This window comes from Rhodanobacteraceae bacterium, from assembly GCA_024234055.1.
Taxonomy (GTDB): Bacteria; Pseudomonadota; Gammaproteobacteria; order Xanthomonadales; family SZUA-5; genus JADKFD01.
This window is the reverse complement of sequence record JACKOW010000008.1, coordinates 32,475-58,564: the sequence shown is the minus strand read 5'-3', so window position 1 is coordinate 58,564 and position 26,090 is coordinate 32,475. Positions and strand designations below refer to the sequence as shown.

General features: G+C 64.7%; 19 protein-coding genes. 11 read left to right on the top strand and 8 right to left on the bottom strand.

Annotation, left to right across the window (positions count from 1 at the left end; all coding sequences use genetic code 11):
• Positions 1 to 488 precede the first annotated feature (488 nt).
• The 5 genes from hemL to H7A19_13935 all read right to left on the bottom strand — a co-directional run bounded on the left by hemL (position 489) and on the right by H7A19_13935 (position 5,801).
• Positions 489 to 1,832 carry a glutamate-1-semialdehyde 2,1-aminomutase gene (gene hemL / locus H7A19_13955; GenBank protein ID MCP5475933.1) on the bottom strand — a complete coding sequence of 448 codons (1,344 nt, stop codon included), beginning with the start codon at positions 1,830 to 1,832 and terminating at the stop codon, positions 489 to 491.
• A 130-nt stretch (positions 1,833 to 1,962) separates the two neighbouring features.
• Positions 1,963 to 2,778 carry an NAD(P)-dependent oxidoreductase gene (locus H7A19_13950; GenBank protein MCP5475932.1) on the bottom strand — a complete coding sequence of 272 codons (816 nt, stop codon included), beginning with the start codon at positions 2,776 to 2,778 and terminating at the stop codon, positions 1,963 to 1,965.
• Positions 2,779 to 3,256: 478 nt separating this feature from the next.
• Positions 3,257 to 3,865, bottom strand: a complete 609-nt coding sequence (locus tag H7A19_13945; GenBank protein MCP5475931.1) for an LON peptidase substrate-binding domain-containing protein — start codon at positions 3,863 to 3,865, stop codon at positions 3,257 to 3,259.
• Positions 3,866 to 3,881: 16 nt separating this feature from the next.
• A complete protein-coding gene (gene mpl, locus H7A19_13940) occupies positions 3,882 to 5,270 on the bottom strand; it encodes a UDP-N-acetylmuramate:L-alanyl-gamma-D-glutamyl-meso-diaminopimelate ligase (GenBank protein MCP5475930.1) in 1,389 nt (462 codons plus the stop codon).
• 9 nt (positions 5,271 to 5,279) lie between these two features.
• A complete protein-coding gene (locus tag H7A19_13935) occupies positions 5,280 to 5,801 on the bottom strand; it encodes a hypothetical protein (protein ID MCP5475929.1) in 522 nt (173 codons plus the stop codon).
• Positions 5,802 to 5,873: 72 nt separating this feature from the next.
• Here H7A19_13935 and H7A19_13930 point away from each other — a divergent pair, with 72 nt between their 5' ends.
• A complete protein-coding gene (locus tag H7A19_13930) occupies positions 5,874 to 6,134 on the top strand; it encodes a sulfurtransferase TusA family protein (GenBank protein ID MCP5475928.1) in 261 nt (86 codons plus the stop codon).
• Between the two features lie 4 nt (positions 6,135 to 6,138).
• On the opposite strand, the gene H7A19_13925 is transcribed toward H7A19_13930, so the two are convergent.
• Positions 6,139 to 6,699, bottom strand: coding sequence for an adenylate kinase (locus H7A19_13925; protein ID MCP5475927.1), 561 nt, complete (start codon positions 6,697 to 6,699; stop codon positions 6,139 to 6,141).
• A 194-nt stretch (positions 6,700 to 6,893) separates the two neighbouring features.
• Between H7A19_13925 and H7A19_13920 the strand changes: the two genes are divergently transcribed.
• Both H7A19_13920 and H7A19_13915 read left to right on the top strand, forming a co-directional pair.
• The gene (locus H7A19_13920; GenBank protein MCP5475926.1) at positions 6,894 to 8,153 is read left to right on the top strand and encodes a 6-phosphofructokinase; all 1,260 of its coding nucleotides are present in this window, start codon (positions 6,894 to 6,896) and stop codon (positions 8,151 to 8,153) included.
• A gap of 158 nt (positions 8,154 to 8,311) precedes the next feature.
• Positions 8,312 to 8,740, top strand: a complete 429-nt coding sequence (locus H7A19_13915; GenBank protein MCP5475925.1) for a hypothetical protein — start codon at positions 8,312 to 8,314, stop codon at positions 8,738 to 8,740.
• Between the two features lie 92 nt (positions 8,741 to 8,832).
• Here the strand turns inward: H7A19_13915 and H7A19_13910 are convergent, their stop codons facing one another.
• Positions 8,833 to 9,450: a DUF1330 domain-containing protein gene (locus H7A19_13910; protein ID MCP5475924.1), complete on the bottom strand. Its 618-nt coding sequence runs from the start codon at positions 9,448 to 9,450 to the stop codon at positions 8,833 to 8,835.
• Positions 9,451 to 9,818: 368 nt separating this feature from the next.
• Between H7A19_13910 and H7A19_13905 the strand changes: the two genes are divergently transcribed.
• From H7A19_13905 to H7A19_13885, 5 genes are all read left to right on the top strand, one after another.
• A complete protein-coding gene (locus H7A19_13905; protein MCP5475923.1) occupies positions 9,819 to 11,882 on the top strand; it encodes a sodium-translocating pyrophosphatase in 2,064 nt (687 codons plus the stop codon).
• A 239-nt stretch (positions 11,883 to 12,121) separates the two neighbouring features.
• The gene (locus H7A19_13900) at positions 12,122 to 12,691 is read left to right on the top strand and encodes a sigma-70 family RNA polymerase sigma factor (protein ID MCP5475922.1); all 570 of its coding nucleotides are present in this window, start codon (positions 12,122 to 12,124) and stop codon (positions 12,689 to 12,691) included.
• A 65-nt stretch (positions 12,692 to 12,756) separates the two neighbouring features.
• Positions 12,757 to 16,920: a carboxypeptidase regulatory-like domain-containing protein gene (locus tag H7A19_13895; protein MCP5475921.1), complete on the top strand. Its 4,164-nt coding sequence runs from the start codon at positions 12,757 to 12,759 to the stop codon at positions 16,918 to 16,920.
• An 89-nt stretch (positions 16,921 to 17,009) separates the two neighbouring features.
• Positions 17,010 to 19,745, top strand: a complete 2,736-nt coding sequence (locus H7A19_13890) for a serine/threonine protein kinase (GenBank protein ID MCP5475920.1) — start codon at positions 17,010 to 17,012, stop codon at positions 19,743 to 19,745.
• Positions 19,746 to 19,785: 40 nt separating this feature from the next.
• Entirely contained in the window at positions 19,786 to 20,058 is a 273-nt protein-coding gene (locus tag H7A19_13885; protein MCP5475919.1) for a DUF2007 domain-containing protein, read from the top strand.
• Between the two features lie 301 nt (positions 20,059 to 20,359).
• Here H7A19_13885 and hemB read toward each other — a convergent pair whose 3' ends face one another.
• Positions 20,360 to 21,403 carry a porphobilinogen synthase gene (gene hemB, locus H7A19_13880; protein ID MCP5475918.1) on the bottom strand — a complete coding sequence of 348 codons (1,044 nt, stop codon included), beginning with the start codon at positions 21,401 to 21,403 and terminating at the stop codon, positions 20,360 to 20,362.
• A gap of 136 nt (positions 21,404 to 21,539) precedes the next feature.
• On the opposite strand from hemB, the gene H7A19_13875 reads away from it, so the two are divergent.
• The 3 genes from H7A19_13875 to H7A19_13865 all read left to right on the top strand — a co-directional run bounded on the left by H7A19_13875 (position 21,540) and on the right by H7A19_13865 (position 26,064).
• Entirely contained in the window at positions 21,540 to 22,988 is a 1,449-nt protein-coding gene (locus H7A19_13875; protein ID MCP5475917.1) for a transglycosylase SLT domain-containing protein, read from the top strand.
• Positions 22,989 to 23,426: 438 nt separating this feature from the next.
• Positions 23,427 to 24,899 carry an AAA family ATPase gene (locus H7A19_13870; GenBank protein MCP5475916.1) on the top strand — a complete coding sequence of 491 codons (1,473 nt, stop codon included), beginning with the start codon at positions 23,427 to 23,429 and terminating at the stop codon, positions 24,897 to 24,899.
• A 406-nt stretch (positions 24,900 to 25,305) separates the two neighbouring features.
• A complete protein-coding gene (locus tag H7A19_13865) occupies positions 25,306 to 26,064 on the top strand; it encodes a queuosine precursor transporter (GenBank protein MCP5475915.1) in 759 nt (252 codons plus the stop codon).
• The last annotated feature ends 26 nt before the right edge of the window (positions 26,065 to 26,090 follow it).

Here is a 26,090-nt window from a genome sequence, read left to right as displayed (position 1 = left end):
CGCTTGCTTACCTGGAAAAGCGTTGGGCGCGAAGGACGCAAAGTAAAAACAGAAAGGACGCGAAGGAAGAGCATAGATTGTCTGAATCGAAATCAACGCGTCACTGGGGTGCAGTTGCCCGGGTTATGTCGCAAGCCCTGGCTGGAAGCCGGATGCAGAGTACGCAAGCGCAAGAGAGAGATCACGAAGAACGGCATTCAGATATTCAAGACCTTCCGGATCGTCTGTCATTACCGGTCGGTGTGCAGTCTCGGCAGTGTCAGCGGACCACAAGGCGTCATTGCGAGCGCAGCGAAGCAATCCAAAAACAAGCTCTCAATAGCACTGGATTGCTTCGTCACTTCGTTCCTCGCAATGACGCGAGAATGATCTGCCGGAGGGTTGATGGGACGCACGGAGCGCCAATCCTGGCAATTGGAATCCCTTTGCGACCTTGCTGCTCTTCCTTTGCGTCCTTCGCGTCCAATGCTTCTGGTAGGACCGGCCGCTCAGCCGATCTCCGCAAAGGCCTCGGCCGCGATGCGCACGGTCTCGGCGATGATCGCTTCGTCGTGGGCGCTGGAGGTGAAGCCGCACTCGTAGGCGCTCGGAGCCCAGTACAGGCCGCGCTTCAGGCAGGCGTGGAAGAAGCGCTTGAAGCGTTCGATGTCGCAGGCCTGGGCCTGGGCAAAGGTGCTCACCGGGGTTTCACTGAAGAAGAAGCCGAACATGCCTCCAATCGACAGGGTCTGCAGCGGAATTCCGGCGGCGCGGGCACCGGCCTCCAGTCCTTTGCACAGGTCCCTGGTTCTGGCCTCCAGCGTCTCGAAGAATCCCGGTTCCTGGATCAGTTGCAGATTGGCGAGGCCTGCGGCCATGGCGACTGGATTGCCGGACAACGTGCCGGCCTGATAGACCGGCCCCAGCGGCGCGATCTTCTCCATGATCTCGCGCTTGCCACCGTAGGCACCCACCGGCATGCCAGCGCCGATGACCTTGCCGAAGGTGCTGAGATCGGGAGTGACGCCGTAGTGCTGCTGGGCGCCGCCCGGGGCCACACGGAAACCGGTCATGACTTCGTCGATGATGAATACCGAGCCGTAGTCGTCGCACAGCGAGCGCAGGCCTTCGAGGAAGCCCGGCAGCGGCGTGATCATGTTCATGTTGCCGGCGATGGGCTCGACGATCACCGCAGCAATTTCGTGGCCGACCTCCTTGAAGATCGCCCGCACCTGTTCCAGATTGTTGTAGTCCGCGGTCATGGTCAAGTCTGCCAGCGCCTTGGGCACGCCCGGGGAATTGGGCAGGCCCAAGGTCAGTACGCCGCTGCCGGCCTTGACCAGGAAGGAATCGCCGTGGCCGTGGTAGCAGCCGGCAAATTTGAGGATGCGTTCACGCCCGGTGTAGCCGCGCGCCAGACGGATGGCAGACAGGCAGGCCTCGGTGCCGGAGGACACGAAACGCACCAGATCCAGGCCCGGCACCAGCTTGATGATCTCCTTCGCCAGATCGGTCTCCAGCGTATTCGGGCAGCCGTAGCTCATGCCCAGCGCGGCGGTGTCCTGCACCGCCTTGACCACTTTCGGATGGGCATGGCCGGCAATCATCGGGCCCCAGGAACCGATGTAATCGATATAGCGCTTGCCTTCGATGTCCCATAGGTAGGCGCCTTCGGCGCGGGCGACAAAGAAGGGTTCGCCGCCGACCTGGGTAAAGGCGCGCACCGGAGAATTGACACCGCCGGGAATCACGGTCTGGGCGGCGAGGAAGGCTTCCTTGTTGGAAGCCCGGACCGGGGACCCGGGACCCGGGACCCGGGGAGAGCGTTCGCCTGGATGTGAGTTTGAGTTCATTCGATATGTTTCCGTGATTGAGTAATGGTTGGCTTTCGAGCGGAAATGCCGACTTGTCGGCGCGCCACGCCCTTGATCTTCCCGGGGCCCCGGTCCCGGGTCCCGACAGGAAGGCCCAGCGGGCTCCCGGCTACAGAAATAGATCCGGCAGCAACGCCATCCCCGGCTTCACGGCGTAGCGATCGAAATCGCTGACGCCGGCGGCTCGGAGCACGTCTTCGTCGATCAGAAACTGGCCTGTCCGTTCCCGGCTGGGTGTCGTGAGGATGGCGTGGGCGGCGTCGGCCATGATCTCGGGCGTGCGGCAGCGGTCGGGATCCACGCCGGGAATCATGGCCAGCGCGGCGGTGTGGATCACGGTGCGCGGCCACAACGCGTTGATGGCGATGCCGTCGGCGGCAAATTCAGGCGCCATGCCGAGCACGCACTGGCTCATGCCGTATTTGGCCATGGTGTAGGCGGTGTGCGGCGCAAACCACTTCGGATCCATGTTCAGCGGCGGCGCCAGCGTCAGGATATGCGGATTGGCAGACTGCTTCAGGTGCGGGATGCAAGTCTGGCTGACCAGGAACGTGCCGCGCACATTGACCCCGAACATCAGATCGAAGCGTTTCATCGGCGTATCCAGCGTGCCGGTCAGACTGATCGCGCTGGCATTGTTGACCAGGATGTCGATACCGCCGAAGTGGGCCACAGCCTGGGCGACGGCCGCCTGCACCTGCTGGTCTTCGCGGATGTCACAGCGGATGGCCAGCGCCTTGCCGCCGGCAGCCTCGATGGCTGCGGCGACCGAGTGAATCGTACCTGGGAGCTTCGGGTGCGCCCGTTCGGTCTTGGCCGCGAGCACGATATTGGCGCCATCCCGCGCCGCGCGCAGGGCAATGGCCTCGCCGATGCCGCGCGAGCCGCCGGTGATGAACAGGGTCTGGTTGCGCAGAGTAGCCATGGTGATGTGATTCCGCTGCTTGCTTGACGGCGGTCATGCTAGCCGATCGCCCGCCATCGTGAGGTGCGCGCTCTCAGTTGACCATTCGCCGATGGAGTCGGCGACGATCTGGCTGAGAGTCCCGCTCGCCCCTGGTGGCACGTCCAAGCCACTGTGGGAGCGGACTCTGTCCGCGACAGGCTTTGCGGTGTGCCTGGTGTCGCGGACCAAGTCCGCTACCACAGAAAGAGCTTGCATCCCAAGACTCAAACGCTCTTCTCCGCCTTCTTTCGGCTTTTCCTTTGCGTCCTCTGCGCCTGCAACGGGCCGCGCAACTAGTAGGAGCGCCCTTGCGGCGCGACCGATGAGTTCAGACCGCGAAGAGGCGGTCGCGACGCGAGGTCGCTCCTGCAACGGGCCGCGCAATTAGTAGGAGCGCCCTTGCGGCGCGACCGATGAGTTCAGACCGCGAAGAGGCGGTCGCGACGCGAGGTCGCTCCTACTCTGGTTCGGCGTCGCTGCGGAAGCGGGGCAGGGCGTCAACCACGCGTTGCAGGCGTTCGTTGGCGTCAGTGAGTTCCAGCAGCTGCTGCTTCTCGCCCAGGCTGAAGGGCAGCAGTTCCGCCAGTCTGAAGCTGATCCAGGTGGCGTCGTCGAGTTCGGCCTTGGTTGGCGGCGGGGCGCCTTCGATGAGGTTTTCGACCAGTCCCTGCGCCAGCCTGGCCAGCAGCGAGTATTCCGGTGGCAGCTCCTGGCTGGGCTCGTCTTCCCAGAGGGTGAGTTTGCCGATCAGCAGGCCATCGTCGCGCGAGCGGGCCTGATCGACGTGGAAGCGCCGTCCGCCCTGCGCGCGGATGCCGAGCAGGCCGTCGGGCAGGGTGTAGAAATCGACGATCTGCGCCAGCGTGCCGATGGCCAGCGCCGATGAGCTCTGGTCATCGTCGGTGCCGCGCAACAGCAGGGTCACGCCGAAGGGCCTGGAATCACGGGCACAGTCGCGGATCATGGCCAGATAGCGCGGCTCGAAGATACGCAGCGCCAGCGTGCCGCCGGGATAGAGCACGGTGGATAGCGGGAACAGCGGATATTCGTCGGACGACAGGCTCATGGCAGACGCACCCGGTTCAGGCCGGCGAGCCGCACGGAAGCTCGCTCAGCTGCGCCAGCAAACGCCGCGACGCGCCTTCGAATCCGCCATTGCTCATGAATATGATGTGGTCGCCACTACGCGCCTCGCGGGCGACTGCGTCCAGCAGTTCGGGCACCGATGCGGCTATCGCCAGTCGGGCGCCGACCGGTGCCAGCGTACGCGCGGCATCCCAGCCCAGCTCCGGTCGCGCCAGCACGTGTACGCGATCGGCTGGGATGAATGCCTTGGGCAGCGCCAGTGCGTGCGCGCCTTGGCGCATCGAATTGCTGCGAGGCTCCATCACCGCGATCAGCCGGGCATTGCCGATGGCCGCGCGCAAGCCCTCCAGGGTGGTGGCGATGGCAGTCGGATGATGTGCAAAATCGTCGTAGATGCGGATGCCATGAATCTCGCCCACGCTTTCCAGGCGCCGGCGGACGCTGCCGAAGGCGCCGAGCAGTTCCAGGCTGTGGGCGGGATTCAGACCGATGGCGGCCGCGGCGGCAATCGCGCCAACGGCATTGGCGACATTGTGCCGTCCCAGCAGTTTCCAGCGCGTCTCACCGATCAGGCTGCCGTGATTCCACAGCCGGAAGTGGGAGCCATCGTCACTCAGCAGTTCGCCTCGCCAGTCGAATTCGGCGCTGTCCAGGCCAAAGCGCTCCACCGGCGTCCAACAGCCCATCTCCAGCACCTGCGCCAGCGAAGCGTCCTCGCCGTTGACGATCAGCCTGCCGTTGCCGGGAACCGTGCGCACCAGATGGTGGAACTGGCGCTGGATGGCGGCAAGATCCGGGAAGATGTCGGCGTGGTCGTATTCGAGGTTGTTGAGGATTGCGACCGTCGGCCGGTAATGCACGAACTTGGAGCGCTTGTCGAAGAAGGCGGTGTCGTATTCGTCGGCCTCGATGACGAAGTCATCGCCGGCGCCCAGGCGCGCCGACACCGGGAAGTCATGCGGCACGCCACCGATCAGAAAGCCTGGATCGCGTCCCTGGCGGTCGAGCAGAAAGGCCAGCAACGCCGAGGTGGTGGTCTTGCCGTGGGTGCCGGCCACCGCCAGCACGCGGCGGCGGTGCAGCACCCGTCGGGCCAGCCATTCGGGGCCGCTGGTGTATTCCAGACGCCGATCCAGCACCGATTCCACCGCTGCGTTGCCACGCGAGAGCGCGTTGCCGACGGCGATCTCTGCCGGTGGCGGCGGCAGGTGCTCGGCGCTGTAGCCCTCATGCAACTGGATGCCGAGGGCTTCCAGCTGGGTGCTCATCGGCGGATAGACATCACGGTCGCTGCCCGATACCTTCATCCCGGATTCGCGGGCAATGGCGGCGATGCCGCCCATGAAGGTGCCGCAGATACCGAGGATGTGCAGGTCGGTGTTCATCCTAGAAACTCATTCGAATGGAAACATCACGGCAGCGATCTCGTTGAACAGCATGAATAGGCCCAGCGACAGTGGCAACGCCAGCCAGAATTTCAGCGACAACGCATGGCGCAGGATGTGGGCATTGACGACGATGCTCCAGATCAGCAATGAGAGAAAGCCCAGTTGCAGGACCTGCAGCCCGAGATCAGGACTGTCACCTTGTGAGCGCACCAAGGCCGAGGCAATCGGCAACAGGATGAAGGTGAGCAGGGCACTGACCGCGTACATCGCGATCAGCGTCTGCAGGAATCGGGGCGTACGGTTGAAGACCCGCATCACCGCGTAGACCATCAGCACATTCAGCAGCATCCGGCCCAGCAGCACGTCGAAGGCCAGCTCGCTGCCCAGGGCCTGCAGATAGAACACGCTGGAGATCAGGTCCAGGACCAGCAGCTGCGCCAGCAGCATTGGCGAGGGTGGGGCGTCGGCCGGCGTGCCGCGCAGTTGCAGCAGATCCAGCGTCCACCGCAGCAATGCTGTCAGGCCCATGTTGCCGTCTCGCTGACGCTGAGCAGCGAGACTCCGACCTGTTCGGCCACAGGCTGACGCCGCCGATGCTTCATGGGCATTATCCAAATCATGGAGACAAGCAAGCCACACACCTCGATCGTTGACGCCCGCGGTCTGATGTGTCCGGAACCGCTGGTGTACTTGCGCCGGGCGATGCGCAACTCACCGGCGGGCGCAGAATTTGAAGTCTGGGCCACCGACCCGCTGGCCGGTCTGGACATCGAAGCCCTGTGCGCCCGCGGAGCATGCCAGTATCTGGGATGCACAAGCGGTGACGATGGCGTGCTGAAGATCCGGGTGCGCAGCGCCTGATCCGTCAAGCCAGGGCGGCGATGATGCGCTCCAGAATCTCGTCCATGCTGCCTTCGCCTGGTACGCGCACCAGCGCACCGTGCTTCTCGTAGAAATCGATCACCGGCGCGGTCTGTTCGGTGTACACGTGCAGGCGATGGGCCACCGATTCTGGATTGTCGTCGGCCCGACCCTCGGCCTGGGCCCGTCCGGCCAGTCGCTGCAGCAGGGTGCTTTCGGCCACGTCCAGTTGCACGGCGCGGTCGATGGGCTGACCCAGCCGGCCGAGCAGCGCTTCCAGCGCATTGGCCTGCGCCAGATTGCGCGGATAGCCATCGAGAATGAAGCCGCCGAGCACGTCAGGCTGGCTGAAACGCTCTTCGAGCATGCCGAGCACGATCTCATCGGACACCAGTGCTCCGGCCGCCATGACCGCCTTGGCCTGAAGGCCGAGCGGTGTGCCCGCGGCCACGGCAGCGCGCAGGATCTCGCCGGTGGAGATGTGGGGAACGTTCAATCGCGTTTTCAGCAGGGCTGCTTGCGTCCCCTTGCCGGAACCGGGAGCACCCAGAAGTACGATGCGCATGCTAGTAGTCTCAGAGGGCGGCCGCCGTCAACGACAGCGTGCCAGCGCTTGACGAGGAAATAAAGACAAACAATGGTCGAACCTAGCGTGCGCCACCCGCACAAGTCAAACTGCGCTGCAGCGAGAGTTGCCGGACCGGCGATTTGCCTCCGAAACCGGAGCTCGTGCGCCCGAAACCTGCCCAGGAGCCATCCATGTCAGTCGCCAATCTGCTCTATGCCCAATCCGGTGGCGTCACTGCCACCATCAATGCCAGTGCGTCGGCCGTCATTGAAACGGCGCGCAGGCATCCGTCCCGGATTGGCCGCGTGTATGCGGCCCGCAACGGCATCATCGGCGTGCTGCGCGAGGACCTGATCGATACTCGGCTGGAAAAGCCCGAAGCCATTCGCGCCCTCAGGCACACGCCCGGCGGCGCCTTCGGCTCCTGCCGCTTCAAGCTCAAGTCGCTGGAGCAGGATCGCGCTCACTACGAGCGCGTGGTCGAGGTCTGCAAGGCCCATGATATCGGCTACTTCCTCTACAACGGTGGCAATGACTCGGCCGATACCACGCACAAGCTGTCGCAGGTGGCCGAGGCACTCGGACATCCGATGGTCTGCGTCGGCGTGCCCAAGACCATCGATAACGATCTGGCGCTGACCGATGTCTGCCCCGGCTTTGGCTCGGTGGCCAAGTACGTGGCGGTGTCCACCCGCGAAGCCAGTCTGGATGTGCTGAGCATGGCCGAATCCTCGACCAAGGTCTTCGTGCTGGAGGTGATGGGGCGTCATGCCGGCTGGATTGCGGCAGCGGCCGGCCTGGCCGGTTCGAAGGAGGGCGAACCGCCGCACCTGATCCTGTTCCCCGAGGTGGCCTTCGACGAAACCCGCTTCCTGGCGGCGGTCAAGCTGGCGGTGGAGAAGCACGGCTATTGCACGGTGGTGGTGTCCGAAGGCGTGCGTGATGCCCAGGGACGGTTTCTGGCCGAGGCTGGCAGCAAGGATGCTTTCGGTCATGTGCAACTGGGGGGCGCCGGTCCGGTGGTGGCCGAAAAGGTGCGGGCGGCGCTGGGCTACAAATACCATTGGGCGGTGTCGGACTATCTGCAGCGCTCCGCGCGCCATATCGCCAGCAAGACTGATCTGGACATCAGCCTCAAGGTCGGCGCGGCGGCGGTCAAGCTGGCGCTGGCCGGCAAGAACGCGGTGATGCCCATCGTCAAGCGCCTGTCCAACCGGCCCTATCGATACGAGATTGTCACGGCCCATCTGGCAGATATCGCCAACAAGGAGCGCAAGCTGCCGCCGGCCTACATTCGTGAGGATGGTCTTGGCATTACCCGCGCCGCGCGCAGCTATCTGGAAGGCCTGATCCAGGGCGAAGCCTACCCGCCCTATGTCAATGGTCTGCCCGATTATGTGCAGTTGAAGAACCGCCCGGTGGCGCGGCGCTTGCCGGCATATTCCGTTTGAGGGCCTGAGCCTGGGTTGCTCATGCAGGGGCACAGGACAGGGGACCAGGTTTGCGACCTACTGCGATCTTGCCGCATATTTCATCCCGTGCCCCGTGCCCCGTGCCCCTTGTTTTCCCCGTTCAACAGCTGGTGGCGATTGGCTCAGAGGTAAGCTGAATGACTCATTGGATATTCGCCGCAGCTGCGCTGCAGTTCCTTCTGCTGGCTGTGCTGGGGCGCACGCCGCTGTGGCGTGCCACGGGTGTCAGCGTGCTGATCGCGCTGGCAGCGATCTACGTGCTGTGGCGCATGACCGACGGTGGCCAAAGCGGCACCGAAGCCTGGCTGGTGCTGACGTCGCTGCCATTGGCGGCGCTCGGCGCCTTCAACTGGCGCAAACCGCTGGGCAAGCTGGCCCTGGTACTCGGTGTGGTACTGACCGCGGCGCTGCTGCTGACCTGGTACTGGGCCAGCAGCGCTGGTGCCGATGACATCGCGGCCATCATCATCTACGCCACGCTGGTACTGGTGGCAATGGTCGCGCTGTTCATGATCGGTGGTGTGCTGGGCATGCGTCTGCTGGTCGAGCGCACCCGCAATGACTAGCCCGCATCTGTCACAGCTGCGCGAACGTCCGCAACAGGTGTGAGAAATGCGGTCTAGTGGTCTGGGCGCAGCGACCAGCGTGCGGAACCCGCTCAGCTTGCCTGCAGCAGCAGCGGTCCGAATTCATGTTCTTGCCGAACTCTGCTGGCAGGTGTCTTGTGCAGACCCGGCAGCAGCATCGCCCGGCCGCGCTGCCCGGAGCTGAAGGCCACCAGCTGCTGGCGCGCGTCGCGCTCCGAGTTCCAGCCGTAGATGGCGACATCGCCGTGGGTCCACTGCCCTTGGAGCGCCGTTATATTGCGCTCGCGCACCAGCGCCAGGGCATGTGCGCCGGCAGCTTCCAGCAGGGCCGGTGTGGGGCCGGGTCCGAGGAACACCGCGAGCGCCTCGGTGACACTCCTGCTCGGCAGCCCGGGTTCGGCCTCGATGGCAATGGCGACCATGGCGTCTGCACCAAATCGGCGAAGCAGCACGCCGTGCGCCGCTGACTGCCAGAAGGCCAGTGACTGTTGCAGCGACGGCCAGCCTGAGAGCAGGACCGCATGCGCGGAGCCATTTTGACCGTATTGCTCCACCATTGGCGCCGGTGCCATTGCTGCAAAGTGTCCGCCGTGCCGCTGGTGCAGCGCCGGCAATGCTGCAACGTAGTCCGAGAAGCTGCGGTCGCTGGCGCGTGCAAGCAACAGCAGATAGGCTGCAGGGTCGGTCATCGAGGGCACTCCAGGGGTTGCTTTCGAGCCGCTCTAGCTGGCGGCCTTGATCAAATCCAATGTCGATGATCGGTCAGGGGGCGTCAGCAATGTGACGGACGCGTCACAGTGCTTGACAAGAGTATCAGGAATTGGCTCCTTCGCGTCAGATTGTGACCTGGTTCGCCCTACGCCCTGCCAAGGCATCGCCTGCAAGACCAGATGTCACCCCGGTCATCGCCGAATTCCGCCCGTTGTGGGCCTTGAGGGGCCCTGCGGAGCACGCCGTGCTCTACAAGCGGGCAGGCCGCCCGTATACTCCGCCCGCCTTTTTCCCGGTCGATCCGGACCGGGGTAGATGTACCAATACTCACAACTGGGGAAGATCCATGCTTGAGCAGTACGGAATCATGATTGCGCTGGGATGCGCAGTCGTCGCGGTGCTTTACGGCATCGTGTCGACGCAGTGGATCCTGAAGCAGCCCGCGGGCAACGCGCGCATGCAGGAAATTGCTGCGGCCATTCAGGAAGGCGCCAAGGCCTACCTGAACCGTCAGTACACCACCATCGGCATCGTCGGCATCGGCCTGTTCGTGGTGATCGGCCTGGCGCTGAGCTGGACCACGGCAGCCGGCTTCGCGATCGGTGCAGTGCTCTCGGGCCTGGCCGGCTACACCGGCATGTTCGTCTCGGTGCGAGCCAATGTGCGCACCACCGAAGCCGCGCGCAGCGGCATGAACGCGGCGCTGGCAGTGGCTTTTCGCGGCGGTGCGATCACCGGCATGCTGGTCGTGGGCCTGGGTCTGCTCGGCGTCGCCGGCTTCTACGCTTTCCTGCAGACGCAGAGCATGGAAACCGAGAAGCTGCTCAATGCGCTGGTGGGCCTGGCTTTCGGCTCCTCGCTGATCTCGATCTTTGCGCGTCTGGGTGGCGGTATCTTCACCAAGGGCGCCGACGTCGGTGCCGACCTCGTGGGCAAGGTGGAAGCGGGCATCCCGGAAGATGATCCGCGCAACCCGGCGGTGATTGCCGACAACGTGGGCGACAACGTCGGCGACTGCGCCGGCATGGCCGCCGATCTGTTCGAAACCTATGCGGTCACCATCATCGCCACCATGCTGGTCGGCTACATCTTCGCCGCCCAGGCCGGCGCCAACGCGCTGCTGTATCCGCTGGTCATCGGCGGCGTGTCGATCATCGCCTCGATCATCGGCACCTTCTTCGTCAAGGCCAACAACGGCAAGATCATGGCCGCGCTCTACAAGGGCACGATCGTTTCCGGCGTGCTCGCGGCAGCCGCCTTCTACCCGGTCACCACCGCGCTGTTCCCGGCCACCTCGACGGCTCTGCCGGACGGCAGCATGACGCTCTCGGCCATGCAGGTGTTCTACTGCGCCCTGATCGGCCTTGGTCTTACCGGTGCGATGATGTGGATCACCGAGTACTACACGGGTACCGAATATGCCCCGGTGCGCGGCGTGGCCCAGGCTTCCACCACCGGTCACGGCACCAACATCATTGCCGGTCTGGCCGTGTCCATGCGGTCCTGCTGGATGCCGGTGCTCTCGGTGTGCGCCGCGATCTGGGGCACCTACACGCTCGCCGGCCTGTACGGCGTGGCAATCGCCGCCACCGCGATGCTCTCGCTGTCCGGCATGATCGTTGCCCTTGACGCCTACGGCCCGATCACCGACAACGGTGGCGGCATCGCCGAGATGGCCGAGTTGGGTCCGGATGTGCGCAACGTCACCGATCCGCTGGACGCGGTCGGCAACACCACCAAGGCGGTCACCAAGGGCTACGCCATCGGCTCGGCCGCACTCGCGGCGCTGGTGCTGTTTGCGGATTACACGCACAAGCTCGGCACCTACGGCATGAACGACGTCAAGTTCGATCTGTCCAATCCGCTGGTGCTGATCGGCCTGCTGATCGGCGGCCTGATTCCCTATCTGTTCGGCGCGATGGCGATGGAAGCGGTTGGCCGTGCAGCGGGCGCGGTGGTGGTGGAAGTCCGCCGCCAGTTCAAGGAAATCAAGGGCATCATGGAAGGCACCGGCAAGCCGCAGTACGACAAGGCCGTCGACATGCTGACCAAGGCCGCGATCAAGGAAATGATCGTGCCCTCGCTGCTGCCGGTGGCCGTGCCGATCGTGGTCGGTCTGGTCCTCGGCCCGGCGGCCCTCGGCGGTTTGCTGGTCGGCACCATCGTCACCGGCATCTTCGTGGCCATCTCGATGACCACCGGTGGTGGTGCCTGGGATAACGCGAAGAAGTACATCGAGGACGGCAACCACGGTGGCAAGGGCTCCGAAGCCCACAAGGCTGCCGTGACCGGAGATACTGTCGGTGACCCGTACAAGGACACCGCTGGCCCGGCCATCAACCCGCTGATCAAGATCATCAACATCGTGGCACTGCTGATCGTGCCGCTGATCGCCAAGTTCCACGGTTGATCGAGCGGGCGCGCAGCGCGCCCGACGATGGATGCTTGAACCGAAGGCCCCGCGAGCAATCGCGGGGCCTTTTTCGTATCACGCGGCAGACCAACCGGCGCGTTCGCCGCAAGACGTTTGGGGAATGCCGACTCCCGGCAGGGCAAGCTGCAGGGTAGAATGCAGGATCTGTTACATTCTTCGTGACCTGCCCGGGCTCGGGCTTCCGTCCCTTGGCGATTTCGAGAGGATTCCCCGCGATGCGTGAACTGGAAGCCCTGACGGCACAGATGTTGGCGGCCGGGTCCGACGATCAAGCGCGCAATCGCTTGCTGTCGCAGGTTTACGAGGACCTGCTGAAGATCGCCCGGGCCGAGCTGGCCCGGCATGCCCGCGGGGCTACGCTGAACACCCGTGCCCTGGTCAACGAAGCCTATCTCAAGCTGTTCGCCGGCGCGGGCGCCGCGTACCTAAATCGCAAGCACTTCTTCGCGACTGCGGCACAGGCGATGCGCCAGGTCAGCATTGACTACGCCCGGCAGCGTGTCGCTCAGCGGCGCGGAGGTGGAGTCCCGATTTTGGGACTCGATGACATCGAGGCCGAAAGCCTGTCGGTGGACCACCAGGCCGAGGGACTGCTGGCGCTGGACAACGCGCTGCGCAAGCTGGCAGCGCTGGATCCGCGCCTGGCCGAGGTCATTGAGCTACGCTTCTTCGCAGGCATGGAAGTCGACGCCCTGGCCGAACTGCTGGAAGTTTCAGTGCCGACCGTGATTCGCGACACCCGCGCTGCGCGCGCCTGGCTGCAGCGGGAACTCGGCAGCGACTGAGCGGGATGATCTCCGGAGCGTCCGTTCTGCGTATGTCAGGACGAGACCACAACTTCGGAGCTCTCATGCCCGCCTCAACCCTCTGTCGGCCACTGCTGCTGTTGGCCCTGCTCGCCGGACCCGCCGACGCCGGTATTCCCGCCAACCAGCCCACGCTGGAACTGGTGGCGGTAACTCCCAACCAGAGCTATCAGCTCAGGCGCGGGCTGTCGGGCACATCCCATTTCATGCCCGATGTGCGCATGTTCGATGCTGCCAATGCCCTGGATCGCAATGGTAATGCGGTGCCGGGCTTGCCGCGTGGATACCACGAGGGATACGTCAATCTCGGATTCCGCGAGCCCTTCTTCAATCCCGCGACGAAGGACGTCGTGTTTTGGGATTGCGCCAATGGCACGCCCTTCGATTGCGACAACGGGTTTGCGATCAGCGAGCAGGTGATCATGCCGACCAGCGTCTACGCCACCCGGGGAGAATCCTGCATCCGCGGCATCCTAGGCCATGAGCTGTTTCACCACGTCGAGTTCGGTTACGTGAACGACGGTGGCGGCACCGGTTGCTCCGGCGGCTACGGTTCGACCGCCTGTGAAGGCCATGCTCGCGCCATGCAGGACAAGGTGTATTCGGACCTGGATCTGGATCCGGCGGCCAGCTGTGTTGCGACCTTCCGTGGCGAGGCCAACGGCTATCTGGATGCCCCGAATATCAATATCTGGCAGTCCAGCTACCGTTCGGCTCTGTTCTGGACCTATCTGATGGAGCAGTACGGGCACGATCGCAGTGAGCCCGGCCTGGGCGCCGATTTCCTGGTTGACTGGTGGGAACGGGCGCGTGACCAGATGTCTGATCCCTCGATCATTGGTGTGACGGATTACCAGATCAAGCAGGCCAAACCGGAGGACCATGTCACCAATGCCTTCCACGATTTCACCATCGCGAACACCCTGAAAGCGCGCGATCTCACGGAACTGCCGGAATCGGCGCGACTCCGCTACAGCTATCGCGACGAGGATCCGGTGGCCGTCGGCGTCAACAAGATGAAGTTCAAGGAAGCGGCAATCAGCGCGACCATTCCGGTGCCTGCCAATGGAACGCCGGCCGTTGTCAACACCAGCGCCAAGCGCTTCGGAGCACGCTACTACAACTTCCAGACCGAATCCTGTCCTACCGGAAATACGATCCGCTTCGCGGTCTCCCCATCGGTGTTGTTGCCGCAGCAAGTCAATGCTCAGTTCATCGTCCCCGATGGCCTGTTCTCCTTGATCGCGATCGAGGGCGCTACCGGCCCCGGCAAGCCGCGACGCCTGTACAAATATCGCGCCAAGAGCTGGCAACAGACCCTGATCCAGCCCGCAGCCCACTACAACCGGCTCACCGTCATCGTTTCCGGCTGGCATACCGATTTTGCCGGCAGCCTCTCGGTGAGCTGCCTGGCGCCGCCGCCGCTGCCGATCGTTTCCCAGGTCAACAGCCAGTCGCCGATGATCAGTGGCGCGGCGGGTAGTGTGTCGCTGGCCGAGTTCAGCGTCGATCTGCAACAGGCCGATGGCAGCGGGCTGGATACCATGGACCTTCCGGATTTCGGACTGACCATTGATCCCAATGGCGGCTCGGTGCTGCTGCCTGCAGTGCAGAAAGTTCGTGAAGCGGCCTCCCGCATTCGTTGCCTTGCCCTGATTCCCAGCTTGCCCGAGGGCCTTTATCCCCTGCGCATCTCGGCAGCAGGGCGCAGCGTCGATATCCCGGGCGGCCTGCGCGTAGGCGCGCATCAGCCCGAGGTGATCGTCGCCGTGGACACCAGCTCCAGCATGGGCTTGCCGGCCGGCGCCGCGCGTCTTGATGCGGTGAAGTACGCCGCGCTGCGCATCGGGCAATCGTTGCCCAGCGCCAGTCGCCTGGGCCTGCTGAGCTTCGCCGGGCGCAGCAGCACCCCGGCCAGCAATGTCAGCGTGCTCACCGCGCTGGCGCCGCTGACCGCGGCACAACGTCAGCAATGGCAAGCCGATCTCGGCGCTATCGCCAGCAGCGGCCAGAGCAGCATCAAGCTTGGAGATGTGTTGACCAGCAGTATCTCCAGTTTCAGCGGGCAGGGCGCCGGTGGCGAGCGCCACTTGCTGGTCTTCACCGATGGTGGCGATGTGCCCGCCTTCGATATCACCGCTTTCGAGTCCCAGGCGCGTGCTGCCGGCGTGCGAGTGCACATCGTGGCCTTGGGTGGATTGGCTGACCAGCCCTTGCTGGCTCGTATCGCGAGCAGCACCGGCGGCGGCTACCAATACCTGCCAGTAGACGCCTCCGGCCTTGATCGCGGCGCTTTGGTAGGCGCGCTTGATCAGCTGATGGACCGTGTCGGCCGCCGCCAGACCGTGATCGCCGCAAGCGCCAGCACTGGACCCAGCACGCCTGCTGTGCTGCCGATCCTCTTCGATGCCGGGATCGAGCCGGCCAGTGGACCGCACGTCAAGATCTTCGACGGCGTCAGCGCGGTTCCCTTCAGCGCAGTGCGCCTGTATCGACCGGATAACTCGCTGGTCAGCGCCGGACCGGATGTCGAGATCTTCCTCAGCGCTCGCGGATTTTCCTATCAGATCCGCAATGCACCCAGTGGCCAATGGCGTCTTGAGGTCGATCCTTCGGCGGCGGGCGGGGCGATCTCCTTTGACTATTCGGCCGCCGTGGTCGACCCGGCGCGTGGGCTGCGTCTGGCTTTTGCCCGCGCTGCCGGCGACAACGAGCTAGTCGAGTATTTCCGGGTCGGTGAGCCCGTGTTGGTGCAAGCGGCACTGACGGATATCAGCGGACTTGCCGCTCCCGCGTTCGCGCAGGCCACGCTGACCCAGGGCGGTGGTGCGCCGGTCGTGCTGCAATTGCGCGACGACGGAACCCAGGGTGACCAGTTTGCGAATGATCGCGTCTACAGCGCGCTCTATCGCGCCACCGATGACGGCAGCGCCACTGCCATCCTGGATGACCAGACCCAGGCGGGTGCTGATGGCAGTGTCCGGGTCGTAGCCAGCGTGAACCTGGGCAGCGCCGCAGCCCAGGTACTGCTGAACGCCCATGGCAGCTTTGCGATCACCCGCGAAACCGTGGTGGCCGATCTGGACAATGACGGCCTGCCAGATCGATTTGAGCTGCGCCAGGCCTGCCTTGATCCAGCCCAGAATGATGCCGCCAGCGACCGCGATGGCGATGGTGCCAGCAATGCGGCCGAGTACTTGGCCGGCAGCGATCCGTGTGATGTCGACACCGATGACGGTGGCGAGACCGACGGTTCCGAAATCGCGGCAGGTCGAAGTCCTCTTGATTCACTCGACGACGCGCTGCCGCGGATCGGCAACATCGAGATCGTCACGCAGCTCAATGACCACGAGGAGGCCGCTGACCTGCCGGCCTTCAGCCACAGCCTGCGTTTCGACAGCAACCCGGGCTACGCGACCATCCTGGTCAAGCGGGCCATCTCGGTCGACGGGCCCTGGACCGATCACGCCGTGATCGACGCCACTGCAGCCGACGGAAGCTATGTGGATCCCGGCCTGATGCCTGGGCAGAACTATTGCTACCAGCTGATCGGGCGCAACGCCACCCAGGCGGTGGCCGCGGCCAGCGATATCGTTTGTGCCCAGGCGCGTGCCGACTCGACCGCGCCGCGCGGCAGCGTGATCTTGAACCAGGGTGATCCGCGCAGCAGCGCCACCCTTCTGACTGCGTCGATAGCAGTTGATCACGAATCCGCGGCCGGCATGCAGATGCGCCTGCGCCTGCCGGATGGCAGCGACACTGGGTGGATTCCCTATCTGCCTCAGTACCCGGTAGGTGTCAGCATGCTCGTCCCGCCGACGGTGGCTGCGGTTTCGCTGCAACTCCGCGATCCGGCTGGAAACGAATCGATTGAGTACGGCGATGATATCGATCTGGTGCCCGCGGCCACTCTGGGGGCGATCAGTGGCAGCGTCCGGGTCGACACCCGCTTTGGGGATGCCGATGCCGCCCTGCAGGGCGTTTATGTGTTGCCCGCGGACGGCGGCGAATCGGCCCAGCTGAGCGCAGCCGCGGGTGAGTTCACGTTGCCCGATCTGCCGCCGGGTAGCTACCGGCTGGCTTTCGAGCGGGATGGTTACCAGACCCAGTATCTCAACGATATTCTGGTCACTGCTGGCGCGACTGAATCCATCGGCGTCGTGCGCCTGCTGCCAAGGCCCTTGTTCCGGGACGGCTTCGAGGATTGAAACCATTGCCCGGGCGATCGCGGTACCTTGCCAGGTCCGCGGTCGCCCGGCGCTATGCTTGATTCGATCACGTCCCGAGCCCTGCGCGCATGAATCCTGATCGCTGGCAGCAGATTCGCGCCTTGTTTGATGAGGTGCTGGCCGCGGATCCCGCCGCGCGCCAGTCCCTGCTGGATTCCCGTTGTGGTGCGGACCAGGCTCTGCGCGAGGAAGTCGAATCGCTGCTGCGCGCCGATGCCAAGGCCAACGCGAATCCAACCCGATTGCTCGCTGCGGCGCCCGATTTGATCAAGGCAGTCCATGCAGAGCAGGAGAGCCCGGCGGCCGATTTTCGCCTTGGCATGCGCCTGGGGTCCTGGCGCTTGCAGCGACACCTGGGGCGGGGCGGCATGGGCTCGGTCTACCTTGCCGTGCGCGACGATGGAGCCTACCAGCAGCAGGTGGCCATCAAGCTGGTCCGCGCCGATTGGGACAGCGAGCTGTTGCAGCAGCGCTTTCGGACTGAACGCCAGATCCTGGCGGGGCTCAACCATCCGAATATTGCACGCTTGCTGGATGGCGGTCTGGCCGAGGATGGCAAACCCTACCTGGTGCTGGAATTTGTCGACGGCGAAGACATCATCGACTATTGCGACCAGCGCCGTCTGGATCTGCGTTCACGCCTCCAGCTGTTCCTGACGGTTGGCGAGGCTGTCGCTCATGCCCACCATCGCCTGGTCGTGCACCGTGACCTCAAGCCTTCGAACATCCTGGTCGACGCGGCCGGACAGGTGAAGCTGCTGGATTTCGGCATCGCGAAACTGCTTGCCGCCGATGCTGAGGCCACGTCGCCCGAGCAGCGCATGTTCACGCCCGACTACGCCGCCCCCGAGCAGCTGCGCGGCGAGGCCGTTACTGCGGGCGTCGACATTTACGCGCTCGGCCTGCTGCTGTTTCAGTTGCTGACCGGACGCCGACCGTATGGTTCGACCGGCTCCACGCCGGCAGCCTACGAACAGGCCATCCTGACCCAGGAGCCGCAGAGGCCCAGCAGCGCCGCGCTGGTCGACAGTGAGGATGCCCTGGCGCTGGCTACAGAGCGCGGTCTTGACCCGCAGCGACTGAGTCGGATGCTGCGGGGCGATCTCGATGCCATCGTGCTGAAGGCCCTGCGCAAGGACCCGGAAGCCCGCTTCTCCTCGGTGGAGGCAATGCTGGAGGACGTGCGGCGCTATCTGGAACACCGGCCCGTGCAGGCCAGGCGTGGCGATCTTCGCTATCGGCTGGGGCGCTTCCTGCGGAGGCACGCCCTGGCCGTTGGCCTGGGCAGCATTGCGTTGCTGTCGCTGCTGGGCGGGTTCGGAACCGCACTCTGGCAGGCGAGCATTGCCCGCCACGAACGCGATCAGGCGCAGCTCGCCGCGCTCAAGTCCGAGTCTGCTTTTGCCTTCCTCAAGCGTGTCTTCGAACTGGCTGATCCCAACGAGACGATGGGGCGCCAGATCACGGCGGTGGATCTCTTGCGCAAGGGTGCCGCCGATATTGAGATGCAACTGAAAGATCAGCCTGGTGCGCGGATCGAATTGCTGAATGCGCTCGGCGGCGCCTATATGGGCCTCGGGCTGGCGAAGGATGGCCAGCCACTGGTGGAACAGGCGCTGGCGCAGGCACGAGCGCTCAGGGATCCGCTGCTGACCGGTCGCACGCTGTCGCTGCTCTCGGCCCTCTACACCCGAATCGGACAAGCGAACGACGGCATTCCCCTGCTCAAGGAGGCGCTGGCCTTGCCCTTGCCGGGGGATGTCGCCGGCAACAGCCTGCGTGGCGAGCTCGAAGTCCAGATGGGCACCCGGCTGGCAGCGCGTTCGGACTACACCGAGGCCGAGCCGTGGTTCGTTGCCGGATTCGCGCGTCTGCACGAAGGTGGCGGTTTGGCGGCACTGGAAGCGGCGATTCCCTATTCCTCGCTGTTCAACAGCGTTGGCCGGCTGGATGAATCCAGTGCCATTCTGCGGCGGGCCATCGCCCAGGCCAAGCGCGAACTGCCGGCCGGTCATCCGCTACGTGCTTCGCTCAGTGCGCAGCTGGCCACCAACTATTCCCGTGCCGGACACCACGCGGAGGCCTTGCCGCTGATGCGCGCGGCCCTCAAGGACAAGTTGGCAGTGTTCGGTGACAACCACCCCTCGGTGGACACCACCCGGGCCAATCTGGCGCGGACGCTGGTCGAGCTGGGGCGTTGGGCGGAAGCCGAACAGGCCTATGCTGAAGTACTGCCCAGCCTGATCCGCCGCAATGGCGAAAACCATCCCACGGTCGCGGCCGCACAAGCCGGGCTGGCGCGCGCGCTGCTGGACTCCGGGCGGGCGGCCGAATCGCTGCCGCTATGGCAGGCCGCGCAGCGTACCGCTGCAGCTCAGTTTGGCGAGCTCGATTCGGCCGTGGGCATCACCGCCGTTGGCATGGGCAGGGCCTTGCGCGAGTTGGGCCAGCCCGAGCCGGCGCTGGCCCAGTTCGATCTGGCCGAGCGCGTGCAGCAGCGCATAGGGCCGCGCGACACGAAGGGGATGGATCTGCTCGCCAGCGAGCGCACGCGTGCCCTGCTGGCGCTGGATAGGCCGGAACCGGATTGCGCCAGCGCGCGGATCGCCCTGGAGCATTTTCCGGAGCCCGGGGTTCGTCAGGCCTACGCGCGCGTCGTGCTGGGCGAATGCCTGCGCGCCATTGGTCGATCAGACGAAGCGGAAGCGGCCATTCGCACGGGCGTCTCGCAGTTGCGCGAGCTGCAGGACTCAAGTTGGCCCGAGCGCCGTTACGCCGAGGGTCTGGCCGAAAGCCCCGGGTGATGCGCTACGATGGCCCCTGGGCAGCCCTCGGAGCGCGCGCATGCGCAGCGTCTATCAAGCCGAAAACATTATCGATGCCCAGCTGGTCAAGGACGCGCTGGAATCTGCGGGCATCCCCGCTTTCATCACCGGTGCGGCGCTGACCGGTGCCATGGGCGAGTTGCCGGTGATGGGCTTGATCGAAGTCCAGGTGCCCGATTCCGCCGTTGACGCTGCACAGCCTGTCGTTGCCGAGATCGATGAGTGGCTGTCGCAGAGGCCCCAGGATGGACCCGCCATCGACGACGCCGGCTGGATGCCCGAACCCGCCTGATGATCGATGCGCGGGTAGGAGCGACCTCGTGTCGCGTCCGCCGCCGGATCGCCCTGGAGTTGGTCGCAGGTTGCTGTCAGAAGCGGATCGCAGAGAACGCGGAGAGGCGCCGAGAACGCAGAGTGGAGCCGGATAAAGGGCTCAATTCAGATCTTCTCAGCGTTCTCTGCGTTCCTTTGCGTTCTCCGCGTTCAAATCTGTCCAGAACATTGCGGCGTAGGCGGAGCCACTGAGCACCCCCGCGGGGCCAACGGACGCGCCGCGACGGCGCTCCTGCCTCAGTTGAGGCGCCTCGCCGGGGTCACTCCGCCAGCCAGCGTGCCGCCTGTGGCGCGAAATAGGTCAGGATGGCATCGGCGCCGGCGCGTTTGAAGGCCAGCAGGGCCTCCATCACCACCGCGCGCTCGTCCAGCCAGCCGTTCTGCGCCGCAGCTTTCAGCATCGCGTACTCGCCGCTGACCTGATAGACCGCGGTCGGCATGCCGAAGCGATCCTTGACCCGGCGGACCACGTCCAGATAGGGCATGCCGGGCTTGACCATGACCATGTCAGCGCCTTCGGCGATGTCCAGTTCGACCTCGCGCAGGGCTTCGTCGCCGTTGGCCGGGTCCATCTGATAGGTGTACTTGTTGCCCTTGCCCAGATTGCCGGCAGAACCGACGGCGTCGCGGAAGGGGCCATAGAAGCTGGATGCGTACTTGGCCGAGTAGGCCAGGATGCGGGTATTGACGTGTCCGGTCTCTTCCAGCGCCGCACGGATGGCGCCGATACGGCCGTCCATCATGTCCGAGGGCGCCACCATGTCGGCGCCGGCCTGCGCGTGTGACAGCGCCTGGCGCACCAGCGCGTCCACGGTGATGTCGTTGAGCACATAGCCCTCGGCATTGATGATGCCGTCCTGGCCGTGAGTGGTGAACGGGTCGAGGGCGACATCGGTGATCACGCCCAGGCTCGGCAGCGCTGCCTTCAGCGCCCGCACCGCGCGCTGCGCCAGACCTTCCGGATTCCAGGCTTCGGCGCCATCCAGCGATTTGGCCGAGGGCGGCGTGACCGGGAACAGCGCCACCGCCGGCACGCCGAGACGGTGCACCTCAGTGGCCTCGCGCACCAGTTCATCGATGGACATCCGCTCCACGCCCGGCATCGATGACACCGGCTCGCGCTGCTCCCGGCCCTCGGTCACGAATACCGGCCAGATCAGATCAGCTGCGGTGAGTGCGTTCTCGCGCATCAGGCGCCGCGAGAAGTCGTCGAAGCGCATGCGTCGCGGGCGCACATGGGGAAAACCGGAGTTGATCTTGGCAGTCACGGTTGGTGTCCAGGGTCGGATCAGGAAGCGCCACATTATCCACCCAAGCAGACTGCCTCATGTTGAGTCAGGGTAAAGCGTGTTGGTGGTGCATGGCCGGATCATTGCCGCCAGCGGCTTTGCCCGCTAATGTCCGCGCCCTCATCCTTGGAGCTCTGCCGGCATGCGTTTCATCACCGGGGGAATCGGCGCCGCGCTGCTGCTGGCTCTGGCCGGATGTGCCAGTACCGCGCCGCGCGCTGCAACCGAAGTTGTCATCGCCCCGCCCACCGACGAACAGGCGGTGTCCAGGCTCTATGACCGTATCGGGCTGGCGACCTCGCGCTATCAGGGTGGACTGGAACTGATCCGCTCAGGGCGCCCGCGGGACGGACGCACCGACATGCGCGAGGCGCTGGCCGATATCGAAGACGCAGCCTTGCGGTGCGCCGATACGCCTGGTTGCGACGGCGACCGTTTCGTCGGCGCGCTGGTGGTGCTGGTGCGCCTGCAAAGCGTGGCGGCCGGCTGGGACGACTACACCGACGAGGCCGAGGATATCCCCGAGTCGCGGCCCACCGACCTGGATACGCCGATGACGCTGCCCCAGGTCGAACGCTCGGTGCGCCTGTTGCGCGGCAAGGATCTTCGAGACCTGATCACACTGAACGAGCCGGTGCGAGCCGCGCTTGAGGATTGGCTGACGTGGATGCGTCCGCAGCTGATCGAGGCCTGGCTCAACTACCAGTATCTGCGGGCCGAGATGTATCCGGCCTATCAGAAGGCCGATCTGCCCGAGGCGCTGCTGTTTGCGATCCTGGCCAAGGAGTCGGCCGGGCGAGTGCATGCCTACTCACGGGCGGGGGCCGCAGGTCCGCTGCAATTCATGCCGGCGACCGCGCAGCGTTTCGGACTCACCCGAAATGGTTTTGACGAACGCCTGGATCCAGCCGCGGTGGCGCGTGCCAATGCGGCCTATGTGGAAGAGCAGTTGGCGGCCTTCAACAATGACCTGGAGCTGACCCTGGCAGCTTACAACGGCGGCGAGGGCCGGATGCGGCGATTGGCGGCGAAGAATCCGGGCAAGGGTTTCTGGTCGCAGCGCATCTTCTTTGCCCTGCCGGCGGAAACTCGCGACTACGTGCCCAAGGTGCTGGCCGCCGCCTACCTGTTTCTGCACCCGGATGAATACGGCTTGCGCTTTCCCATGGTCGACTCGCAGTTGGCGCTGCTGACGCTGGATCGCCCCTTGTCACTGGGCGAAGTCGCCATCTGTCTGGGTCAGGACGAGCGCCCCGAAGGCTGGTTCCGCACGCTGCGCAATCTCAATCCCAGGCTCAAGCCGGAAGAGCGTCTGACGGTTGGCGCCACCTTGCGGGTGCCGGCCAAGCTGGTGACCGCCTATGGCGAGCGCTGCGGCGATGAGCCATTCCTGGCCCGTATAGCGGCGCTGCAGGATGCCCGTCATCCCGCCGGCCCCACTCAGGTGGGCTACACCGTGCGACGAGGCGATACCTTGATGGCCATCGCTCGCCGCACGCGCTGCAGCAGCGTCGAGGAAGTTGCCAAGCTCAACAACATCCGCGGCCCGAAGTACGCGCTCCGGGTGGGCCAGCAGCTGCGTTTGCCGACCTGTAGTTGAAGAGCGGTGGAAGCTTGGACGTCAAACGTCAAACGTCAATTTGAAGCCTCGGCAACGGACTGGGCGTAGCCCGGTGTGCCGCGCAGCGGCTCACCGGGGCTGTTCCGTCTCACCGCTCGGAGAGCGCTGCGCGCAATTCGAGCTACAACAAGCTGGCCAGGGTAAGGGACCAGGACCCTCTCGCCTGATCGGAGCGGATTTGTGGGGGGACGCGCGCCTGCGCGGCCGCTTTTGAGCCCTTGCCGCAGCAAAGCGGCGCCGCGCCGGGGGGCTGCTCAAACCACCCTGCAGCTATCGCTGGAATCTGGTTCATGCGCCGGAGCGCAGGGCCCGGACCATCCAGGATTGCCACCGCCGGGGCGCGCCATTGACACTCCGACGCCCTCGATTCGGCGCAGCGATACCGCAGTGTGCCCCTGAGCCGCTAACATCGGCACCATGAACGAACACAATGACCTGGCTGCGCTGATCCGGGCTGATACGCCACTGCTGGCGATCGACACTCACGAAGAACTGGAAGCCATCGCGTCCTTCCAGCGGGCGCTGGGCTCCAGCCTGAGACCGCTGTACGCGTGGAGCATCACCACCGGATTGCGTCGGCTCGACATGGAGGCCGACGCCAAGCCGATGAGCTCGGGCGAAGTGCTGGATGCCATCCGTGACACCCGTCAGAAGAGCGTGTTTCTGCTGCTCGACTACTCGCCTTTCCTGCGCTATGTCGTGACTTTGCGGCAACTCCGTGAGATCGCGATTCGCCAGGGCGTGGTCGCGCATACGGTGGCGCTGATCGGGGCCAACCTCGATCTGCCCAAGGAGTTGGATGCTCTGGCGGTGCGCTTTTCACTGTCCCTGCCCAACGAGGCCGAGATCGACAAGATCGTTCGCGAGGAAGCGTTGGCTTACTCCCGCGAGCACGCCGGCAAGCGCGTGCAGGTGCATGCCAGTGCCTTGAAGGCGGTAGTGCGCAATCTCAAGGGGCTGGCGGGTTCCGACGCCAGGCGCATCGCCAGGCGGATCATCGCCACCGACGGCATGATCACCGATTCGGACCTGCCCACGGTGGCCAAGGCCAAGTTCGAGTTGTTGAACAAGGCCGGGGTGCTGTCCTTCGAGTACGAGCCGATCGCCTTTCAGGACGTCGCTGGCCTGCGTCGCCTGAAGCGCTGGATCGAGCAGCGTCGCGCCGTGTTCATGGGCGAGCCGACCAAGGTGCCGCTGGATCCGCCCAAGGGTCTGCTGCTGCTGGGCGTGCAGGGCACCGGCAAGAGCCTCGCGGCCAAGGCCGTTGCGGGCGGATTCCAGGTGCCGCTGCTGCGCCTGGACATGGCCAGCATCTACAACAAGTACCACGGTGAAACCGAGCGCAATCTGCGGGAATCACTGAGCAATGCCGAGGTCATGGCGCCATGCGTGCTGTGGATCGACGAGATCGAGAAGGCCTTTTCGACCTCCGACAGCGATCAGGGCACTTCGCAGCGCATCCTCGGCTATTTCCTGACCTGGATGGCCGAACGCAAGTCGAAGATCTTTCTGGTGGCCACCGCCAATGCCATCGACAATCTGCCGCCGGAACTGCTGCGCAAGGGTCGATTCGACGAGATCTTCTTTGTCGATCTGCCGGCCGACGACATTCGGGTCGAGCTGTTCCGGCTGCACCTCAGCAAGCGTGGTCTGCAGCCGGAGGGCTTTGATCTGGCCGAGTTGGCCGAAGTCAGTCGCGGTTTTTCCGGCGCCGAAATCGAGCAGGGCGTGGTCTCCGCGCTGTACGCAGCCCACGGCGAAGGCGGCGCGCTGGACCAGCGCCACCTGGTCGAGGAACTGCGCCTGACGCGACCGCTGTCGGTGGTCATGGCCGAAAAGGTCAACCGCCTCCGCGCCTGGGCCGCCGAGCGCACGGTGCCGGCGGATTAGGCTGCTGGTTGTCGGTTGTGGGTTGTACCACGAGTCGGCCGCAGGTCAGGCCCTGTGGGAGCGGACTCTGTCCGCGACAGGCAATACGGCGGAGCAGGGCTTCTGGTCGCGACGCGAGGTCGCTCCTACAGGCAAGCTCCGCCCCTCTCCATGAGTCCATGTCGTCATAGTTTGATTTGATGTGTTCAGCTGTAGGAGCGCCCTTGCGGCGCGACCGCTGTCTGGACGCGCGACTTGCCGGTCGCGACACGAGGTCGCTCCTACGGGCAAGCGTGTGGTTCATGGCCCATGGGCAGCGTCTGAGCGACGCACGCAGCTCCCAATGACGCTATCGTGAGAGCCTTTCCCGAGTCCCGAGTCCCGAGTCCCGAGTCCCGAGTCCCGCCCACTCCACAACGCCAGCCTCATGCTCTCGCGCACCCACAAACTCTTCGTCGTCCTCACCGGCGTCTTCATCACCAACGCGCTGATTGCCGAGTTTGTCGGCATCAAGATCTTTGCGCTGGAGGACACCCTGGGCATCACTCCCTTCAACTGGCATCTGTTCGGTCAGGAAGGGTCGCTGAATTTCACGGCCGGGGTGATGTTGTGGCCGGTGGTCTTCGTGCTGACCGACGTCATCAACGAGTACTTCGGTCAGCGCGGGGTGCGCTTCATTTCCTGGCTGGCGGTGGGGCTGATCGTCTACGCCTTTGTGTTTGCCTATCTGGCGATCTCCCTGGCACCTGCCGATTGGTGGGTAGGGGTTGCAGCTTCGCGCGGGGTGCCGGACATGCAGGCCGCCTTCACGGCGATTTTCGGTCAGGGCATGTGGTCGATAGCGGGCTCGGTCACCGCCTTTCTGGTGGCGCAGCTGATCGATGTGCGCATCTTTCATGCGATACGACGGCGCACCGGTGACAAGAAGGTCTGGCTGCGCGCCACCGGCTCGACGCTGGTGTCGCAATTTGTCGACAGTTTTGTGGTGCTCTACATCGCCTTCGTGCTCGGTCCGCAACGCTGGTCAATGGAACTGTTTCTGGCGGTGGGAACGGTCAACTACTGCTACAAGGCGCTGATGGCCGTTGCGTTGACGCCCGCGATCTACGCGATGCGGCGTGGGATCGAGGCTTATCTGGGGGCAGATGAGGCGGCGCACCTGAAACAGCGTGCTCAGCTTGGTTGAGCCAAGCCGAGCTTGAGAAGTTCAGA

Excerpts from the sequence above, each read along its gene's own strand:
- hemL (MCP5475933.1), bottom strand. The coding sequence starts at position 1,832 with ATGAACTCAAACTCACATCCAGGCGAACGCTCTCCCCGGGTCCCGGGT.
- H7A19_13950 (MCP5475932.1), bottom strand. The coding sequence starts at position 2,778 with ATGGCTACTCTGCGCAACCAGACCCTGTTCATCACCGGCGGCTCGCGC.
- H7A19_13945 (MCP5475931.1), bottom strand. The coding sequence starts at position 3,865 with ATGAGCCTGTCGTCCGACGAATATCCGCTGTTCCCGCTATCCACCGTG.
- mpl (MCP5475930.1), bottom strand. The coding sequence starts at position 5,270 with ATGAACACCGACCTGCACATCCTCGGTATCTGCGGCACCTTCATGGGC.
- H7A19_13935 (MCP5475929.1), bottom strand. The coding sequence starts at position 5,801 with ATGGGCCTGACAGCATTGCTGCGGTGGACGCTGGATCTGCTGCAACTG.
- H7A19_13930 (MCP5475928.1), top strand. The coding sequence starts at position 5,874 with ATGGGCATTATCCAAATCATGGAGACAAGCAAGCCACACACCTCGATC.
- H7A19_13925 (MCP5475927.1), bottom strand. The coding sequence starts at position 6,699 with ATGCGCATCGTACTTCTGGGTGCTCCCGGTTCCGGCAAGGGGACGCAA.
- H7A19_13920 (MCP5475926.1), top strand. The coding sequence starts at position 6,894 with ATGTCAGTCGCCAATCTGCTCTATGCCCAATCCGGTGGCGTCACTGCC.
- H7A19_13915 (MCP5475925.1), top strand. The coding sequence starts at position 8,312 with ATGACTCATTGGATATTCGCCGCAGCTGCGCTGCAGTTCCTTCTGCTG.
- H7A19_13910 (MCP5475924.1), bottom strand. The coding sequence starts at position 9,450 with ATGACCGACCCTGCAGCCTATCTGCTGTTGCTTGCACGCGCCAGCGAC.
- H7A19_13905 (MCP5475923.1), top strand. The coding sequence starts at position 9,819 with ATGCTTGAGCAGTACGGAATCATGATTGCGCTGGGATGCGCAGTCGTC.
- H7A19_13900 (MCP5475922.1), top strand. The coding sequence starts at position 12,122 with ATGCGTGAACTGGAAGCCCTGACGGCACAGATGTTGGCGGCCGGGTCC.
- H7A19_13895 (MCP5475921.1), top strand. The coding sequence starts at position 12,757 with ATGCCCGCCTCAACCCTCTGTCGGCCACTGCTGCTGTTGGCCCTGCTC.
- H7A19_13890 (MCP5475920.1), top strand. The coding sequence starts at position 17,010 with ATGAATCCTGATCGCTGGCAGCAGATTCGCGCCTTGTTTGATGAGGTG.
- H7A19_13885 (MCP5475919.1), top strand. The coding sequence starts at position 19,786 with ATGCGCAGCGTCTATCAAGCCGAAAACATTATCGATGCCCAGCTGGTC.
- hemB (MCP5475918.1), bottom strand. The coding sequence starts at position 21,403 with ATGTGGCGCTTCCTGATCCGACCCTGGACACCAACCGTGACTGCCAAG.
- H7A19_13870 (MCP5475916.1), top strand. The coding sequence starts at position 23,427 with ATGAACGAACACAATGACCTGGCTGCGCTGATCCGGGCTGATACGCCA.
- H7A19_13865 (MCP5475915.1), top strand. The coding sequence starts at position 25,306 with ATGCTCTCGCGCACCCACAAACTCTTCGTCGTCCTCACCGGCGTCTTC.